Annotated in this window: 17 protein-coding genes; 10 read left to right on the top strand and 7 right to left on the bottom strand. The window is 63.4% G+C overall.

Going from position 1 to position 16,040, the window contains the following annotated elements; genetic code table 11:
* Positions 1 to 10: 10 nt before the first annotated feature.
* Positions 11 to 526 carry a CAP domain-containing protein gene (locus RBB18_RS04780; RefSeq protein WP_103762620.1) on the bottom strand — a complete coding sequence of 172 codons (516 nt, stop codon included), beginning with the start codon at positions 524 to 526 and terminating at the stop codon, positions 11 to 13.
* A 169-nt stretch (positions 527 to 695) separates the two neighbouring features.
* Between RBB18_RS04780 and RBB18_RS04775 the strand changes: the two genes are divergently transcribed.
* Positions 696 to 1,286 carry a L,D-transpeptidase gene (locus RBB18_RS04775; protein WP_306110358.1) on the top strand — a complete coding sequence of 197 codons (591 nt, stop codon included), beginning with the start codon at positions 696 to 698 and terminating at the stop codon, positions 1,284 to 1,286.
* Between the two features lie 248 nt (positions 1,287 to 1,534).
* On the opposite strand, the gene hemH is transcribed toward RBB18_RS04775, so the two are convergent.
* Complete coding sequence (gene hemH, locus RBB18_RS04770) at positions 1,535 to 2,596, bottom strand: ferrochelatase (protein ID WP_103762622.1); 1,062 nt, start codon at positions 2,594 to 2,596, stop codon at positions 1,535 to 1,537.
* A 60-nt stretch (positions 2,597 to 2,656) separates the two neighbouring features.
* A complete protein-coding gene (locus tag RBB18_RS04765; RefSeq protein ID WP_306110357.1) occupies positions 2,657 to 3,472 on the bottom strand; it encodes a methyltransferase domain-containing protein in 816 nt (271 codons plus the stop codon).
* A 47-nt stretch (positions 3,473 to 3,519) separates the two neighbouring features.
* On the opposite strand from RBB18_RS04765, the gene RBB18_RS04760 reads away from it, so the two are divergent.
* Genes RBB18_RS04760 through RBB18_RS04745 form a run of 4 tightly spaced genes read left to right on the top strand, consistent with a single transcriptional unit; the run spans position 3,520 to position 5,784 of the window.
* The gene (locus RBB18_RS04760; protein WP_103762989.1) at positions 3,520 to 4,218 is read left to right on the top strand and encodes a double zinc ribbon domain-containing protein; all 699 of its coding nucleotides are present in this window, start codon (positions 3,520 to 3,522) and stop codon (positions 4,216 to 4,218) included.
* Between the two features lie 35 nt (positions 4,219 to 4,253).
* On the top strand, positions 4,254 to 4,511 hold the full coding sequence (gene grxC / locus RBB18_RS04755; protein ID WP_103762624.1) for a glutaredoxin 3: 258 nt from the start codon (positions 4,254 to 4,256) through the stop codon (positions 4,509 to 4,511).
* Complete coding sequence (locus RBB18_RS04750) at positions 4,508 to 5,338, top strand: carbon-nitrogen hydrolase family protein (protein ID WP_274592783.1); 831 nt, start codon at positions 4,508 to 4,510, stop codon at positions 5,336 to 5,338. Before grxC ends, RBB18_RS04750 begins: the two co-directional genes overlap by 4 nt.
* The gene (locus tag RBB18_RS04745; protein WP_245890454.1) at positions 5,329 to 5,784 is read left to right on the top strand and encodes a MarR family winged helix-turn-helix transcriptional regulator; all 456 of its coding nucleotides are present in this window, start codon (positions 5,329 to 5,331) and stop codon (positions 5,782 to 5,784) included. Before RBB18_RS04750 ends, RBB18_RS04745 begins: the two co-directional genes overlap by 10 nt.
* 8 nt (positions 5,785 to 5,792) lie before the next feature.
* On the opposite strand, the gene ubiG is transcribed toward RBB18_RS04745, so the two are convergent.
* Positions 5,793 to 6,536, bottom strand: coding sequence for a bifunctional 2-polyprenyl-6-hydroxyphenol methylase/3-demethylubiquinol 3-O-methyltransferase UbiG (gene ubiG / locus RBB18_RS04740; protein ID WP_306110356.1), 744 nt, complete (start codon positions 6,534 to 6,536; stop codon positions 5,793 to 5,795).
* 48 nt (positions 6,537 to 6,584) lie between these two features.
* On the opposite strand from ubiG, the gene pip reads away from it, so the two are divergent.
* The 5 genes from pip (at position 6,585) to infB (ending at position 13,178) form a co-directional block, all read left to right on the top strand.
* Positions 6,585 to 7,559: a prolyl aminopeptidase gene (pip, locus tag RBB18_RS04735; RefSeq protein ID WP_306110355.1), complete on the top strand. Its 975-nt coding sequence runs from the start codon at positions 6,585 to 6,587 to the stop codon at positions 7,557 to 7,559.
* 251 nt (positions 7,560 to 7,810) lie between these two features.
* On the top strand, positions 7,811 to 8,383 hold the full coding sequence (gene rimP, locus RBB18_RS04730; RefSeq protein WP_274592786.1) for a ribosome maturation factor RimP: 573 nt from the start codon (positions 7,811 to 7,813) through the stop codon (positions 8,381 to 8,383).
* 4 nt (positions 8,384 to 8,387) lie between these two features.
* The gene (nusA, locus tag RBB18_RS04725) at positions 8,388 to 10,019 is read left to right on the top strand and encodes a transcription termination factor NusA (RefSeq protein WP_103762627.1); all 1,632 of its coding nucleotides are present in this window, start codon (positions 8,388 to 8,390) and stop codon (positions 10,017 to 10,019) included.
* Between the two features lie 25 nt (positions 10,020 to 10,044).
* Positions 10,045 to 10,668, top strand: a complete 624-nt coding sequence (locus RBB18_RS04720) for an RNA-binding protein (protein WP_274592787.1) — start codon at positions 10,045 to 10,047, stop codon at positions 10,666 to 10,668.
* Positions 10,669 to 10,673: 5 nt separating this feature from the next.
* Entirely contained in the window at positions 10,674 to 13,178 is a 2,505-nt protein-coding gene (gene infB, locus RBB18_RS04715) for a translation initiation factor IF-2 (protein WP_103762629.1), read from the top strand.
* Positions 13,179 to 13,295: 117 nt separating this feature from the next.
* Here infB and RBB18_RS04710 read toward each other — a convergent pair whose 3' ends face one another.
* Genes RBB18_RS04710 through RBB18_RS04700 form a run of 3 tightly spaced genes read right to left on the bottom strand, consistent with a single transcriptional unit; the run spans position 13,296 to position 15,866 of the window.
* Positions 13,296 to 13,694 carry a (deoxy)nucleoside triphosphate pyrophosphohydrolase gene (locus RBB18_RS04710; RefSeq protein WP_103762630.1) on the bottom strand — a complete coding sequence of 133 codons (399 nt, stop codon included), beginning with the start codon at positions 13,692 to 13,694 and terminating at the stop codon, positions 13,296 to 13,298.
* Positions 13,695 to 13,749: 55 nt separating this feature from the next.
* Complete coding sequence (argJ, locus tag RBB18_RS04705; protein WP_306110354.1) at positions 13,750 to 14,979, bottom strand: bifunctional glutamate N-acetyltransferase/amino-acid acetyltransferase ArgJ; 1,230 nt, start codon at positions 14,977 to 14,979, stop codon at positions 13,750 to 13,752.
* A gap of 2 nt (positions 14,980 to 14,981) precedes the next feature.
* Entirely contained in the window at positions 14,982 to 15,866 is an 885-nt protein-coding gene (locus RBB18_RS04700) for a peptidylprolyl isomerase (RefSeq protein WP_306110353.1), read from the bottom strand.
* Positions 15,867 to 16,040: the final 174 nt, after the last annotated feature.

Here is a 16,040-nt window from a genome sequence, read left to right as displayed (position 1 = left end):
TGGGCTGGGCTTACTTGCCCATCACCATCGTCCACCAGATCTTGCCGTTGCGCTCCTGCTCCCAGGAAAAGCCCATTTGCCGGGCGTCCGGTGCCATGATGACCTGCTTGGTCGACGGCTCGTCCATCCAGGCAGTCAGGGTTTCCAGCTCGGTCTCGTAGGTTTCCGAGATGTTTTCGCCGACAAGCTCGCCGCCATAGCCGACGCGGCGCACGCGGTCGATGGGAGAAGAGCCGTCGGAGCCGAAATGCCAGGGGCGGTTCTGGACCGACATGTCGCGTGAATGCGTGGCGGCGGCGGCGTTGAGTTGAGCGTTCAGTTGAACGGCAGGCCGCCCGGCCGCCTGGCGCAGGGCGTTGACCGCGTCGAGCATCCGGTACTGGATTTCGGCGGTCTGGCCCGAGCGGATGCGATAAACCTGGGGCACCGGTTCGCCATTGGGGCCGACAGTGGTTTGCGGCGGCGGCGGGGCGCAGGCCGACAAGAACACAAGTGCGGAAACCAGCAGGCCGAAAATACGCGTCATCAGTGTCTACCACCCAGAAGTTCGTTCGACTCGCTCCTTAGCGCGGCTTGCGTGGTGTTTCAAACCCACAACCGCGTCAGGTGGGCGAATGTTGCCGGTTTGATTTGCGACTGAGACATTCGCGCCATATGATTCGGTCAGTTCCAAAGCAGACAGTTGGAAAACAGACATGTCCATTGATCTTAAAAATACTTTCAGTCGGCGCGCTTTCCTGGTCGGAACCGCCGCAAGCCTATGCGCGCCTGCCTTGGCGCAGACCGGCACGACCGAGATGGAAAGCGCGATTACCCAGACGGTACAGCGCAACATCTCGAGCTTTCGCGCTGCGGACTGGCGGCCGCATTTCAGCAGCTTGAGGAATGGCGCGATCCTGGTCGATATTTCGTCGCGCGCGTTGCATTTCTGGGACGAGGACGGGCAGACGAAGTTCTTGTTCCCGTCGAGCATCCCGATGTCCGAGGAATTGACCCGCCGTGGCCGGACGCGGGTGGTGCGCAAGGTCGAGGGCCCCGACTGGCGTCCGACGCCGTCGATGCTGAAGCGGAACCCGGACTGGCCGTCCTATGTGCCGCCGGGGCCGGACAACCCGCTGGGCACGCACGCGCTGTACCTTGGCTGGACCTATTACCGGATCCACGGCACCCATGACACGCGCAAGATCGGGCGGCGGTCGTCGAACGGGTGTATCGGGCTTTACAACGAGCACATCGCGCAGCTGTTCGCGCGGGCCAAGGTTGGTACGCAGGTTCTGGTGATCTGAGGCGGATTCCACTGGATTAGAGACGAATATAGGCAGCGTTCCGGCGCTGCCTTTTCTTTTTGTTTGGAGGGTCAAGCTGCTTTGCGCGGAATCGAGGCCGAAGGCCGCCGCGCGATCGCCAGACCGCCCCCCGGGCTGGCGATTGGTTGACACAGGCGCGTCGATCAAAAGTTCTGCGGAAGTGGCCGAAATAAACTGCGTCAAACCAATGTTGGGTCGCCATCCCGCGGTCTGGCAATCGCGCGGCTCTAGTCCAGCCAGCCCTTCAGGTTGTCCTCGATCACCGTGCTCAGCGCCTTGATGTGGGCGTCGCTGTCGTTGAGGCAGGGGATATAGAGGAACTCCTCGCCGCCGGCTTCCTCGAAGCTTTCCTTGATCTCTTCGTTGATCTCTTCCAGCGTCTCGATGCAGTCGGCGGAAAATGCGGGGGCGATGACGGCGATGTTCTTTTTGCCGTCCTCGGCCAGCTTGGCGACATGTTCGACCGTGTAGGGGCGCAGCCATTCCTCGGGGCCGAAGACCGACTGGAAGGTGGTTGTGATCTGGGTGTCGTCCCAGCCAAGCCGTTCTTTCAGCAGGCGCGTCGTTTTCTGGCACTGGCAGTGGTAGGGGTCGCCCTGTTTGAGATAACGCTGTGGCATCCCGTGATAGGAGACGACGAGGATCTCAGGCTTCGTTTCAGTCTCTGCATAGGCCTTTTCGACCGATTGGGCCAAAGCCTCGATATAAAGCGGATGCTCGAAATAGGGTTCGACCACGCGGGCGATGGGCTGCCAGGTTTCGTCCATCAGGGCGCGGAAGAACTGGTCGTTCGCGGTGGCGGATGTGGCGCCGGCATAATGCGGGTAGAGCGGGAAAAAGAGGATCCGGGTGCAGCCGGCCTCGACCAGTGCGCGGACCTTGGACTTGGTCGATGGGTTTCCGTAGCGCATGCAGAAATCGACCATGACGTTGTCGCCGTAGCGGGCCTGCAGCGCCTCGGACAGTTTTGTCGTCTGGTCCCGGGTGATGGTCATCAGGGGGCTTTCGCCCTTGTCCTCGTTCCAGATGGATTTGTAGGCCTCGCCGCTGGTAAAGGGTCGTTTCGACAGGATCACCAGTTGCAGCAGCGGCTGCCAGAGCCAGGGCGAATAGTCGATGACGCGGCGGTCCGACAGAAACTCGTTCAGGTAGCGCCGCATCGACCAGTAGCCATAATCGTCGGGCGTGCCGAGATTGGCGATCAGAACCCCCGTTTTCGGTTCCGGAATGGCCGGATGGTCGGACGGAGCATGGACAGGACAGGTCTTGTTCTTGGCGGCGTCAAACATGGGCGGGCGTCTTTTCTTGTCGGATTGGATCACGGACACATAAAGGATTGCAGTCGGTCGTCAATCTTTGAACTTGGTCTCGGACGTGCCGAGCGCATCGGCGAGACGTGTTGTCGCGCTTCCGGGGCGGAGGGGCTGGGGTTGGTCTTCGGACGGGGCCCAGCCGGTGAGGGTGATAAGCTCGAACGTGGCGGGGATGCGGCCGTCGGGCGTGCTGAAAGAGCTGGCGTAGAGGTCGGCGGCGCGCAGGAGCACGTCGCGGCGGGTGAAATTGCGGGGCCGGGCGTCGAGCGCGTTGGCCTCGCCCATGGCGCGCAGGTCGTGCATCAGGGCGATGAGGCTTTCGTAGCTGACATCGAGCGGCAGGGTGTCGGCGACCGGAAGGGCGAAACCGGCGCGCTGCAGAAGCGCGCCAAGGTCGCGGATGTCGCCCATGGGCACGACCCGGGGTGAGAGACCGCCGCGCAGGTCGGATTCGGCCTGGGCCAGTACGGCACGCAGCTGGTGCAAGGTCTGGCCGCCGAAGAACACCGCGATGAAGAGGCCATCGGGGCGCAGGGCGCGGCGGGACTGGATCAGCTGGCCCACCGGGTCGTCGGCCCAGTGCAGGGACATGGCGTGCAGGATCAAGTCGCGTGATTCAGTCTCTAACGCGAGGGTTTCGGTATCCTCTACGATCTGCGCGTCGGGGAACGCGGCCTTCCATGGGTCGGGCAGGCCTGTGACGATGCTCGCATCCGTAAAGGATTTGTTAACGAAACTCAGCCGATCCTGTACCTCGTCGATCGCGGTCTCGTGCAAGAACAGCGCGGGGTCGCGGCTGGCTCGTTGGCGGTTGCGCTGAAGCGCGCGGCGATCGGTGAGGGTTCTGGTCATGGTGGCTAAATAGAGTGGCTTTCGAGGCAATTCAAACGGCGCTTCGCGTGGTCTATCCCCCGCGCTGCACGCTATGCGGCGGGTTGGTGGACAGCGAATTCGGCCTGTGCGGGCCGTGCTGGCGCGATACGCCGGTGCTGGCCGGGCTGGTCTGTGACCTGTGCGGCTGTCCCCTGCCCGGCGAGGAGTCGAGCGGGGACGCGCGGTGCGACGATTGCCTGCGCGTGGCGCGGCCCTGGCAGAAAGGGCGGGCGGCGCTTATCTACAAGGACAACGCGCGCAAGCTGGTGCTGGCTTTGAAACACGGTGACCGGCATGACGTGGTGCCGCTGGCGGCGACGTGGATGAAGCAGGCGGCGGGACCGCTGATGGTGCCGAATTGCCTTTTCGTGCCGGTGCCGTTGCACTGGACACGGCTGTTGAAACGGCGGTTCAACCAGTCGGCGCTGCTGGCGCAGGCGGTGGCGAAGGAGGTGAACGCGGCGTGGTGCCCCGATGTGATGGAGCGGGTGCGGCGCACGCCATCGCTGGACGGGATGGGCATGGAGGCGCGGTTCGCCACGCTGGACGCGGCCATAGGTGTGCGGCAGGGGCGTCGCGTGAGGATCCAGGGGCGTGTGGTGATATTGGTGGATGACGTGATGACCTCGGGCGCGACGCTGGCGGCTTGCGCAAGCGCCTTGTTGGCGGGGGGCGCGGCGGAGGTCAGGACACTGACACTGGCGCGTGTGGTCAAGTATGCTTAAGTAGGGTCCAACCACGGAAAGGATTGGACCCTGTCATGAGACCCGTTGAAATCTACACCTCGCAGCTTTGCGGATTTTGTCACGCGGCCAAGCGGTTGTTGTCGCAGAAGGGTGTGGACTACACCGAGATCGATGTGGGCCGGGAGCCCGAGAAGCGGGCGGAGATGACGCAGCGTGCGAAGGGCGGGCGGACGGTGCCGCAGATCTTCGTCGGCGATGTGCATGTCGGTGGCTGTGACGAGCTTTATGCGATGGACCGGGCGGGCAAGCTGGATGCGTTGCTGAAGGCATGAAAACGGCTCTGATACAGCTTAATACGTCCGATAGCCCCGACGACAACCTGCCGGTCACGCAGGGTTTTATCGACGAGGCGGCGGCGGGTGGCGCGGGGTTCGTGCTGACGCCGGAAGTGACGAATTGCCTGTCGGCCAGCCGCACGCGGCAGAACGAAGTTTTACGCCACCAGGAGGACGATCCGACGCTGGCCGGACTGCGACAGCAGGCCGAGCGGTTGGGGATCTGGGTTTTGATCGGGTCGATCGCGGTCAAGACGCAAGACGCGGATGGGCGGTTCGCCAACCGGTCTTTCCTGATCGACCCCAAGGGAGGGATCGCGGCGTGGTATGACAAGATTCACATGTTCGACGTGAAAGTGTCCGAGACCGAACAGTACCGGGAATCGGCCGGCTATCGCCCGGGCGACCGGGGTGTGACGGCGGCGACGCCGTTTGGCACTGTCGGCTTGACCGTATGCTATGACCTGCGGTTTCCAAGGCTTTACCGGCGGTTGGCGCAGGCTGGGGCGGAGATTTTGACCGTTCCGTCGGCCTTTGCGGTGCCCACGGGCGAGGCGCACTGGGAGACGTTGCTAAGAGCACGGGCAATCGAAACGGGATGTTATGTGCTTGCCCCGGCGCAAACCGGGCAACATTCGGCCACGCGGGGCAAGGAACGCCGGACTTATGGGCATTCGCTGGCCGTGGGGCCATGGGGTGACGTATTGGCAGATGCCGGAACCGAGCCGGGTGTGGTATTCGTGGACGTGAACCGGGACGAGGTGACCCAAGCGAGGGCACGGATACCGGCAGTAAACAGTGAGGTCGATATCACTTGGTCGTAACCACGGATAACACGCTGCATTCGATTGCCGTTTCGCTGTTCAGCGAGGTTCTGGCGAACGAGCAGTTGATCCGGAGCCGGTTGAGCCGGGTTCTGCCGAAAGGCATGGAGATCTCGCATTTCTCGGTGCTGAATCACCTGGCGCGGGCCAATGGCGAGCGGAGCCCGGCGCAGCTGGCCAAGAGTTTTCACGTCACGCGCGGGGCGATGACCAACACGCTGAGCAAGCTGGAATGGGCGGGGTATGTTCATATCCGGCCCGACTGGGACGATGCGCGGCGCAAGATGGTGTCGATCAGCCCGGCCGGTACACGCGCCCGGGATGCCGCGATTTCCGCGATCATGCCGCTGATCACCGAGGTGGTCGCAGAGTTGGGCGAGACCAATGTGCGCGCCACCCTGCCCGTTCTGCGCGAGATGCGGGCGAAGCTGTCGGACGAAAGCTAGACTCTAATTCAGGGTTTTATGCTGGTCGTGACGTAATTCACGGCAAGGTCGCGATCCGACAGGGACCAGGACCAGCTGATGGGACTGAAGACGAAGCCCTTGCGGTCGACCGGGTCGAGGCCTGCGTCGCGCAGAAGGTCATAAAGCTCTTCCGGGGTGATGAACTTGTTCCAGTCGTGGGTACCCTTGGGCAGCCAGCGCATGATGAATTCCGCGCCGACGATGGCGGCGGCAAAGCTTTTGGCGGTGCGGTTGAGGGTAGAGCAGATGTGCAGGCCGCCCGGTTTCAGCAGGCGCTGGCAGGCAGTGAGATAGGTGGCGGGGTCGGCCACATGCTCGACCACTTCCATGTTCAGAACGACGTCGAACTGCTCGTCCGCCGCTGCCAGGTCCTCGGCGGTGGTGTTGCGGTAGTCGATGTCGAGGCCGGATTGCGCGGCGTGGACCTGTGCCACGGGAATGTTGCCTGCCGCGGCGTCGGCGCCGACCACCGTCGCGCCAAGGCGGGCCATCGGTTCGGCCAGCAAGCCGCCGCCGCAGCCGATATCCAGAAGGCGCAGGCCGGTGAACGGTTTCGACGTTTTCAGGTCGCGATCGAATTCCGCGCCGATCTGGGAGGTGATATAATCCAGCCGGCATGGATTGAGCATGTGCAGCGGCTTGAACTTGCCGTTCGGGTCCCACCATTCGGCGGCCATCGCCTCGAACTTGGCGACTTCTTCGGTGTCGATCGTGGTCGAGTTGGGTTGCATTCCGCGTTCCATGTGCTCAATGTCTCAGACGGTCTATATAGGACATTCATGGACAAGTTTTCGAGCCAAAATAGCGCAGCGCAATTCCTGTATCCGTCGATCGAGCCGTTCGACCGGCGAATGATGGACGTGGGCGACGGGCACACGATCTATGTCGAGCAGTCGGGCAATCCCGACGGCACGCCCGTCGTGGTGCTGCATGGCGGCCCCGGTGGCGGGTGCAGTCCGGCGATGCGGCGGTATTTCGATCCGAACCATTACCGGATCGTGCTGTTCGACCAGCGCGGCTGTGGCCGGTCGAAGCCGCATGCGAGTGTCGAGGACAACACGACGTGGCACCTTGTGGCGGATATCGAGCGGATCCGCGACGCGCTGGGCATCGAGACGTGGATCGTCTTTGGCGGAAGCTGGGGCGCGACGCTGGCGCTGATTTACGGCCAGAGCCATCCCGAAGCGGTGGCGCATCTTGTGTTGCGCGGCGTCTTTACCATGACCCAGCGGGAGCTGGACTGGTTCTATGGCGGCGGCGCCGGGCGGTTCTGGCCCGAGACATGGGCGAAATTTCGGTCGCTGATCCCCGAGGATGAACAGGGCGACATGATCGGGGCCTATAACAAGCGCCTGTTTTCCGGTGACCGGGCCGAGGAGGTCCGGTTCGCCAAGGCGTGGAGCGCCTGGGAGAATGCGCTGGCCACGGTCAATTCCAACGGCCAGAGCGGCGACAGCCCGGCGGATTACGCGCGCGCGTTTGCACGGCTGGAGAACCATTATTTCCGGCATGGCGGGTTCCTGGGGCAGGACGGCTATATCTATGACAACATGGACAAGCTGGCGGATACGCCCGGCGTGATCGTGCAGGGGCGGTACGACATGATCTGCCCGCCCGAGGCGGCGCACCGGCTGGCGGGGCTGTGGCCCAAGGGAGATCTGCGAGTTATTCCGGTGGCGGGGCATGCGCTTTCGGAGCCGGGGATCAGTGCCGAGCTGGTGAAGATCATGGACCGGATGGTAACCGGGCGGTAATAGGCGGGGTCTTGGAGTGCCGTCACCCTCTGGCTTGACCAGAGGATCTCTGACCGCGCGAGATCACCGATCAAGTTGGTGATGACGTGCGCGGGAAGGGCTGACATGTGCGCAACCTGCTTTCCCCCTTGCAGACTCAGCCATCGAGTCGTATATCCCATCTCAACAGCGGCGCGCTGGGGTCCACACCCGACGCTCCACCGGGAAAGACCGACGGGCCGCGCGCCCGTTTTTTTGTGTTTGAAAGACCCATGAGCAACGACCTGATTGCAAAATCCTCGATGGATCGGCGGCTGGCCGAGATCGTCACCCCTGTCATAGAGGACATGGGGTTCGAGCTGGTGCGCGTGCGCCTGATGGGCGGCAAGACCGCCACGCTTCAGATCATGGCCGAGCGGCCCGAAGGCGGCATCGAGGTGGACGAGTGTGCCGAGATTTCCACCGCCGTCAGCGCCGTGCTGGATGTGGAAGACCCGATCGTCGATGAGTACACGCTGGAAGTGTCCAGTCCCGGCATTGACCGGCCCCTGACACGGCTGAAGGATTTCGACGAGTTCGAGGGCTACGAGGCGAAGCTGGAGACCCACGAATTGATCGACGGGCGCAAGCGGTTCAAGGGCGTTCTGGCCGGGACCGAGGGCGGCGAAGTGCTGATCAACGTCGAGGAAGGCACCATCGGGCTGCATTTCGACTGGCTGGCGGATGCCAAGCTGGTTCTGACCGATGAGCTGATCAAGGACATGCTGAAGGCGCGCAAGGAAGCGGGCGTTCTGAACGAAGACAATTTTGACGACATAGAGACTGACTCGTCCGAGGAGACCTGAGACAATGGCTATTACCTCTGCCAACCAGCTTGAGCTTTTGCAGACCGCCGAGGCGGTGGCGCGGGAGAAGATGATCGACCCGAGCCTCGTGATCGAGGCGATGGAAGAAAGCCTCTCGCGCGCGGCCAAGAGCCGGTACGGCGCCGAGATGGACATCCGCGTCAGCATCGACCGCAAGACCGGCAAGGCGACGTTCACTCGCGTGCGCACCGTCGTCGAGGACGAGGAGCTGGAGAATTACCAGGCGGAGTTCACCGTCGAGCAGGCCAAGCAATACCTGGACGATCCCAAGGTCGGTGACACCTTCGTCGAGGAAGTGCCCCCCGTGGACATGGGCCGGATCGCCGCGCAGAGCGCCAAGCAGGTGATCCTGCAGAAGGTGCGCGAAGCCGAGCGTGATCGCCAATACGAGGAATTCAAGGATCGTGCCGGCACGATCATCAACGGTGTGGTCAAGCGCGAGGAATACGGCAATGTCATCGTCGACGTGGGTGCGGGCGAAGCGATCCTGCGCCGGAACGAGAAGATCGGCCGTGAAAGCTATCGCCCGAATGACCGGATCCGCTGCTACATCAAGGATGTGCGCCGCGAGGCCCGGGGGCCGCAGATTTTCCTGAGCCGCACCGCGCCGGAATTCATGGCGGAGCTGTTCAAAATGGAAGTGCCGGAGATCTATGACGGCATCATCGACATCAAGGCCGTGGCGCGCGACCCGGGTAGCCGCGCCAAGATCGCGGTGATTTCCTATGACAACTCGATCGACCCTGTCGGCGCCTGCGTCGGTATGCGCGGCAGCCGCGTGCAGGCCGTGGTGAACGAGCTTCAGGGCGAGAAGATTGACATCATTCCGTGGAACGAGGACCAGCCGACCTTCCTGGTGAACGCGCTGCAGCCCGCCGAGGTGAGCAAGGTGGTTCTGGACGAGGAAGCCGAGCGGATCGAGGTCGTGGTGCCCGAGGACCAGCTGAGCCTGGCCATCGGTCGCCGGGGTCAGAACGTGCGGCTGGCGAGCCAGCTGACCAACCTCGACATCGACATCATGACCGAGGCCGAGGACAGCGAGCGCCGTCAGAAGGAATTCGAAGTGCGCACGAAGCTGTTCATGGACACGCTGGACCTGGACGAATTCTTTGCCCAGCTTCTGGTGTCGGAAGGCTTTACCAACCTCGACGAGGTTGCCTATGTCGAGATCGACGAACTGTTGGTGATCGACGGCGTCGACGAGGACACGGCCAACGAACTGCAGGCGCGTGCGCGTGACGTACTGGAGGCACAGGCGAAGGAAGCGCTGGAAAAAGCCCGCGCGTTGGGAGCCGAGGACAGCCTTATTGAATTCGAAGGCCTGACACCCCAGATGGTACTGGCGCTGGCCGAAGATGACGTGAAAACGCTGGAAGATTTCGCCACCTGCGCCGACTGGGAATTGGCAGGCGGCTGGACCACCGTGGATGGCGAGCGCGTCAAGGACGACGGTGTGCTTGAACCCTTCGAAGTATCGCTGGACGAGGCGCAGGACCTTGTGATGACCGCGCGGGTCATGCTGGGCTGGGTCGACCCGGATGATTTGCAGGCTGACGAGGAAGCCGAGGACGAAGACGGCGCTGAAGGCGACACCGCAGAGGAGGCCGAGGCCTGATGCGTCAGGTCTCGTAGGCGTTGATATGGGGCGCGGTGGACAGCCCAAGGACCGGACGAATGGTCCCGAGCGCAAGTGTATTGCCACGGGTGAGGTGCGTCCGAAGCACGGGTTGATCCGGTTCGCCATCGGTCCCGAGGGTCAGGTGGTGCCGGATATCCTGGAGAAACTGCCGGGGCGGGGCATCTGGGTGAGCGCCTCGCGGCAGGCGCTGGAAACGGCGGTGAAGAAAGGCCTGTTCTCGCGCAGTGCGAAGCAGAGCGTCACGGTGCCCGACGGGCTGGTCGAGCAGGTCGAGGCGATGCTGGCGCGGCGGGTCGTGGAGTTGCTGAGCCTGGCGCGGAAAGGTGGCCAGGCGGTGGCCGGATACGAGAAGGTCAAGGACTGGCTGGCCAAGGAAGAGGCCGAGGTTCTGATCCAGGCCAGCGACGGGTCCGCGCGCGGGAAGACGAAACTGAGCACGCCCTATGGCGGTAGCTGGATCGGCTGGATCACTGCCGATGAGCTGGGCCAGGCCTTTGGGCGTGAAACAAGCATCCACGCAGCACTCGCTGCTGGCGGTTTGTGCGAGCGTGTTGTAGAGGAGGCGGCAAGACTCAAGGGCTTGCGCGTCACGGACGGGGACCGACCCCGCCGGAAAGGAAGTTGAGATAGATGAGCGACAACGACGGAAAGAAAACTCTGGGTGTGCGTGGTGGTGGCGGTCCTCGGTCGGGGAACGTCAAGCAGAGCTTTAGCCATGGCCGCACCAAGAACGTCGTGGTGGAAACCAAGCGCAAGCGCGTCGTGAAGCCCAAACCGGGTGCTGCGGCGCCTGCGCCGGGTGGCGCCAAGGCGGGTGCGCCCGGATCTGCATCGAAACGGCCGGCGGGGATCTCTGACGAGGAGATGGAACGCCGGATGAAGGCGCTTGCCGCCGCCAAGGAACGCGAGGCGGAAGAGGCCGCCCAACGCGAGGCCGAGGCGAAAGACCGCGAGGAAGAGAAACAGCGCCGCCGCGAGGAAGCCGAGGCCAAGGAGCGCGAACAGCGCGAGGCCGAGGAACGCGCCAAGGCGAAAGCCGACGAGGAAGAGCGCAAGAAGCGCGAGGAAGCGGACGCTGCCAAGCAGGCTGCTGCCGCTGCCGCGGCACCGCCGGCAGAAGAGACGCAGGCGCGTGCCTCCAAGCAGGCGCCACGCAGCAAACCGCCCGAGCGCGACCAGCGCGGTGACGATGGCCGTGGCAAGGGCAAGGGTCGTGGTGGCGACGATGGTGGCCGTCGGTCCGGCAAGCTGACGCTGAACCAGGCGCTGTCGGGTGGCGAAGGCGGCCGGCAGAAATCCATGGCCGCCATGAAGCGCAAGCAGGAACGCGCCCGGCAAAAGGCCATGGGCGGCACGCAGGATCGTGAAAAGGTCGTGCGCGATGTGCAGGTGCCCGAGGCGATCGTGGTCAGCGAGTTGGCCAACCGGATGGCCGAACGCGTGGGCGATGTGGTCAAGGCGCTGATGAACAACGGCATGATGGTCACGCAGAACCAGTCGATCGACGCCGATACCGCCGAGCTGATCGTCGAGGAATTCGGTCACCGTATCGTCCGGGTCAGCGATTCGGACGTGGAAGACGTGATCGATTCGGTCGATGACAAGGAATCTGATCTTCAGCCGCGTCCGCCGGTGATCACGATCATGGGTCACGTGGACCACGGCAAGACATCGCTTCTTGACGCGATTCGCGACGCCAAGGTCGTGGCGGGCGAGGCCGGTGGCATCACCCAGCATATCGGCGCCTACCAGGTGACGACCGATGGCGGGGCTGTTCTGAGCTTCCTCGACACACCGGGTCACGCCGCGTTCACCAGCATGCGCGCCCGCGGTGCGCACGTGACGGACATCGTGGTTCTGGTGGTGGCTGCCGACGATTCGGTGATGCCGCAGACGATCGAGGCCATCAACCACGCCAAGGCCGCCGAAGTGCCGATGATCGTGGCGATCAACAAGTGCGACAAACCCGAGGCGAACCCCGACAAGGTGCGCACCGAACTGCTGCAGCACGAGGTGATCGTCGAGGCGATGTCGGGCGACGTGCAGGATGTCGAAGTGTCTGCCCAGACGGGTCAGGGCCTGGACGAGCTACTGGAAGCCATCGCGCTGCAATCCGAGATCCTGGAGCTGAAAGCGAACCCGGACCGCGCCGCCGAAGGTGCGGTGATCGAGGCGCAGCTGGACGTGGGCCGTGGCCCCGTGGCGACGGTTCTGGTGCAGCGCGGGACGCTGAAACAGGGCGATATCTTCGTCGTGGGCGAGCAGTACGGCAAGGTCCGTGCGCTGATCAACGACCGCGGCGAGCGCGTGAAGGAAGCCGGGCCGTCGGTGCCTGTCGAGGTTCTTGGCCTCAACGGCACGCCGGAGGCGGGTGACGTTCTGAACGTGGTGAAATCCGAAGGCCAGGCGCGTGAGATTGCCGAGTACCGCGAGAAGGCCGCGAAGGAAAAACGCGCGGCTGCCGGTGCGGGTACGACGCTTGAACAGCTTCTGGCGCAGGCCAAGGAGAACGAGAACGTCAAGGAACTTCCGATCCTGGTCAAGGCCGACGTGCAAGGCTCTGCCGAGGCGATCGTTCAGGCGATGGACAAGATCGGCAATGACGAGGTGCGCGTGCGCGTGCTGCACTCGGGCGTTGGCGCGATCACCGAATCCGATATCGGCCTGGCCGAGGCATCGGGTGCGCCTGTGATCGGCTTCAACGTGCGGGCCAATGCGCCGGCACGGAATTCAGCGAACCAGAAGGGCGTCGAGATCCGCTATTACAGCGTGATCTATGACCTCGTGGATGACGTGAAGGCGGCCGCCAGCGGTCTGCTGGGAGCGGAAATCCGCGAGAACTTCATCGGTTACGCCGAGATCCGGGAGGTCTTCAAGGTCACGGGCGTCGGCAAGGTTGCGGGCTGTCTGGTGACCGAAGGCATCGCCCGCCGGTCGGCCGGTGTGCGCCTGCTGCGCGACGACGTGGTGATCCACGAAGGCACGCTGAAGACGCTGAAGCGCTTCAAGGACGAAGTGTCCGAGGTGCAATCCGGACAGGAATGCGGCATGGCGTTCGAGAAGTACGAGGACATCCGCGAAGGCGATGTAATCGAAATTTTCGAGCGCGAGGAATTCGAGCGCAAACTCGATTAAGCCTTGTCAGAGACTGTTTTGGAAAGGGGCGGCCTGTTTGGTCGCCCTTTTTCGTGCGGCGCGCCAAATCTTTTATGAAAAGATTTGGCAAAAGCTTTGTGAAAGCTTTTGCCGTCGTCAGAGCCAGTCGCGGAGGATCGGAATGAGGGGGATGTCCGCGGGTGGCATTGGGTAGTCGCGCAACGCGTTGGGACGGACCCATTTCAAAGCCTGTTCCTCACGCGATTGGGGCATGCCCTCCCACTTGCGGCAGGCAAAGAGCGGCATCAGCAGGTGAAAATCGTCGTAGCTGTGGCTGGCGAAGGTCAGCGGCGCGAGGCAGCTTTCCCAGGTGTTGATGCCAAGCTCTTCTTCCAGTTCGCGGATAAGCGCGACCTCGGGCGTTTCACCCGGCTCGACCTTGCCGCCGGGGAATTCCCAGAGGCCGGCCATGGATTTGCCCTCGGGGCGTTGCGCCAGAAGGATGCGGCCATCGACGTCGATCAGGGCGACGGCGGAAACCAGAACGGTCTTCATTGCCGCAATCCCGGACGGAAAACCGGAGCCCACTTTTCCTGTGATTGCTTCGGTTTCAAGACCGATAATCCGCGTTGATCGAGATGTAGCCGTGGGTCAGATCGCAGGTCCAGACGTGGGCGGTGCCGCCGCCCAGACCGAGATCGACATGGATCGTGATCTCCTGGTTCTTCATGTGGGCGGCGCCGTCTTCTTCGCGGTATGAGGGACTAACCCAGCCTTTTTCGGCTACGAGCGTGTCGCCGAACCAGATCGACAGCGTGTCGCGATCGGCTGGCGCGCCGGATTTGCCGATGGCCATCACGATCCGGCCCCAGTTGGGGTCTTCGCCGGCGATGGCGGTTTTCACCAGCGGTGAGTTCGCGATGGCGAGGCCGTGGGTCTTGGCGTCATTGTCACTGGAGGCGCCGGTGACGGAGATGGTGACGAACTTGGTTGCCCCTTCGCCGTCCCGGACAACCTGATGGGCGAGGTCGAGCATGACGCCGCGCAGCGCCTCCATGAAGCCGACGCTGTGATCGGTGACGCGCACGCCCGAGGCGCCGGTGGCGGCGACCAGAAGCGTGTCGGAGGTGGAGGTGTCGCTATCGACGGTGATGCAGTTGAAAGTCTTTTCATTCAGCGCCGAGACCATCTGTTGCAGGTGCTCGCGGTCGATGGCGGCGTCCGTGAAGATGTAGACCAGCATTGTCGCCATGTCGGGCGCGATCATGCCGGAGCCCTTTGCGATGCCGGCGATGCGCACCTCCTGCCCCTCGAACATGAGGGTCGCACTGGCCCCCTTGGCGAAGGTGTCGGTGGTCATGATCGCGCGGGCGGCGTCCTCGATGCCGTCGGGGGAAAGCTTGTCATTAAGTTCGGACATTTTCGCGGTGATGCGGTCGTGTTTCAGAGGCTCCCCGATGACGCCGGTAGAAGAACTGAAAATACGCGATTCCGGCAGGGATAGGGTCTGTGCGACGGCATTCGTCACCGCCTTGACCGACTCCACCCCGTTGCGCCCGGTAAAGGCGTTGGAATTGCCGGAATTGACGATGATCGCCGCGCCCTCCGCGGACTGGAAGGAGATCTTTTCCTGGCAGTCGAGCACCGCGGCGGAGCGCGTTGCGGACCGGGTGAAGACCCCCGCCATGGCCGTGCCCGGCGCCAGCCGCGCCAGCATCACGTCCGTGCGACCGGCATAGCGCACGCCGGCCTCGACGCTGGCGAATTCCACGCCGCCGATGGCGGGAAGCTCGGGAAATGTGGCAGGCGCCAGTGGCGACACGGCGAGGGTCTTGGCCATTGTCAGTTCTCCAGGAGTTCGAGCGCGTCGATCACGGTGGGGTCTATTTCCTCGAGGTCGATCCGGTCGATCTCGGCGTTGGACTCCAGGCTTTCGATATGGGCTTCGAGTGCGCCCTGTTGAAGCTGCGCTGTCAGTTCCTCGCGCACGGTCTCAAGCGCAGGACGTTCCTTGTTGCGAGTCTCGGCCAGCGTGATCACGTGCCAGCCGAACTGGGTTTCGACCGGGTCGGACACTTCGCCGGGTTCGAGCGCGGCGACGGCATCGAAGAACGGTGCGACCATGTCGCTGGCGCCGAACCAGCCGAGATCACCGCCGGAGGCGCCCGAGGGCCCGGTGGATTTTTCGCGGGCCAAAGCGGCGAAATCGGCATCGCCTTCGAGCGCGGTCACCAGTTCCTGCGCCTCTTCCTCGGTTTCCACCAGGATGTGCGAAGCGCGGTATTCGGTTTCCTGCACATCAGCGGGGTATTGCTCTTCGTAGGCCGCTTGCAGGTCCTCGTCAGAGGGGGCCTGCTGCATCACGCCGGCCATGACCTCGCCGGCGATGATGGCGCGTTCCTCGTTCTCGATCGAGACCTGGCTGCGCAGGGAAGGCTCGCCCTCCAGCGACTGGTTCAGCAGGGTATGCTGGATCAGTTGGTCGACGATGCCCTGCAACAGCAAGTTCGGAGGGAACTGGTTGTATTGCTGCGGCAAGGTGGCGCGGAGCGCTATGACGTGGGCCAGCGTGATCTCGGTGCCGTTGACCGTGGCGACGACCTGGCCGACATCGGCGTCCGGTGCCGCGTCAGTCTCTGTCTCGGCTGTATCCTGGGCCAGGGCGCCATGAGCGAGTATGGCGGTGGCGCAAGCGGCGGTCAGAAGCGACTTAATCGGATGTGACATGGAAAACCCTTTGCTTTCTCGCGCCAAGACGTGGCGCGTTGTGACGTTGACAGTCCATGAGCGGCCCCTTACATCGCCTTATGATCAAAGGCAGGGCCGTCCCCTTGGGCCCGTTCTAGGGCGGTGCGGCGGACGGGGCAAGCGATTGCCTTTCACGAGATAGTCAAAGACCGG

The sequence above is a fragment of the Roseovarius sp. MMSF_3298 genome, from assembly GCF_030733705.1.
Lineage (GTDB): Bacteria > Pseudomonadota > Alphaproteobacteria > Rhodobacterales > Rhodobacteraceae > Roseovarius > Roseovarius confluentis.
This window is presented reverse-complemented; position numbering and strand designations above follow the sequence as displayed.

Excerpts from the sequence above, each read along its gene's own strand:
- ubiG (WP_306110356.1), bottom strand. The coding sequence starts at position 6,536 with ATGCAACCCAACTCGACCACGATCGACACCGAAGAAGTCGCCAAGTTC.
- RBB18_RS04780 (WP_103762620.1), bottom strand. The coding sequence starts at position 526 with ATGACGCGTATTTTCGGCCTGCTGGTTTCCGCACTTGTGTTCTTGTCG.
- RBB18_RS04700 (WP_306110353.1), bottom strand. The coding sequence starts at position 15,866 with ATGTCACATCCGATTAAGTCGCTTCTGACCGCCGCTTGCGCCACCGCC.
- RBB18_RS04775 (WP_306110358.1), top strand. The coding sequence starts at position 696 with ATGTCCATTGATCTTAAAAATACTTTCAGTCGGCGCGCTTTCCTGGTC.
- RBB18_RS04765 (WP_306110357.1), bottom strand. The coding sequence starts at position 3,472 with ATGACCAGAACCCTCACCGATCGCCGCGCGCTTCAGCGCAACCGCCAA.
- RBB18_RS04720 (WP_274592787.1), top strand. The coding sequence starts at position 10,045 with ATGGGGCGCGGTGGACAGCCCAAGGACCGGACGAATGGTCCCGAGCGC.
- grxC (WP_103762624.1), top strand. The coding sequence starts at position 4,254 with ATGAGACCCGTTGAAATCTACACCTCGCAGCTTTGCGGATTTTGTCAC.
- argJ (WP_306110354.1), bottom strand. The coding sequence starts at position 14,979 with ATGGCCAAGACCCTCGCCGTGTCGCCACTGGCGCCTGCCACATTTCCC.
- nusA (WP_103762627.1), top strand. The coding sequence starts at position 8,388 with ATGGCTATTACCTCTGCCAACCAGCTTGAGCTTTTGCAGACCGCCGAG.
- pip (WP_306110355.1), top strand. The coding sequence starts at position 6,585 with ATGGACAAGTTTTCGAGCCAAAATAGCGCAGCGCAATTCCTGTATCCG.
- RBB18_RS04750 (WP_274592783.1), top strand. The coding sequence starts at position 4,508 with ATGAAAACGGCTCTGATACAGCTTAATACGTCCGATAGCCCCGACGAC.
- infB (WP_103762629.1), top strand. The coding sequence starts at position 10,674 with ATGAGCGACAACGACGGAAAGAAAACTCTGGGTGTGCGTGGTGGTGGC.
- hemH (WP_103762622.1), bottom strand. The coding sequence starts at position 2,596 with ATGTTTGACGCCGCCAAGAACAAGACCTGTCCTGTCCATGCTCCGTCC.
- RBB18_RS04710 (WP_103762630.1), bottom strand. The coding sequence starts at position 13,694 with ATGAAGACCGTTCTGGTTTCCGCCGTCGCCCTGATCGACGTCGATGGC.
- rimP (WP_274592786.1), top strand. The coding sequence starts at position 7,811 with ATGAGCAACGACCTGATTGCAAAATCCTCGATGGATCGGCGGCTGGCC.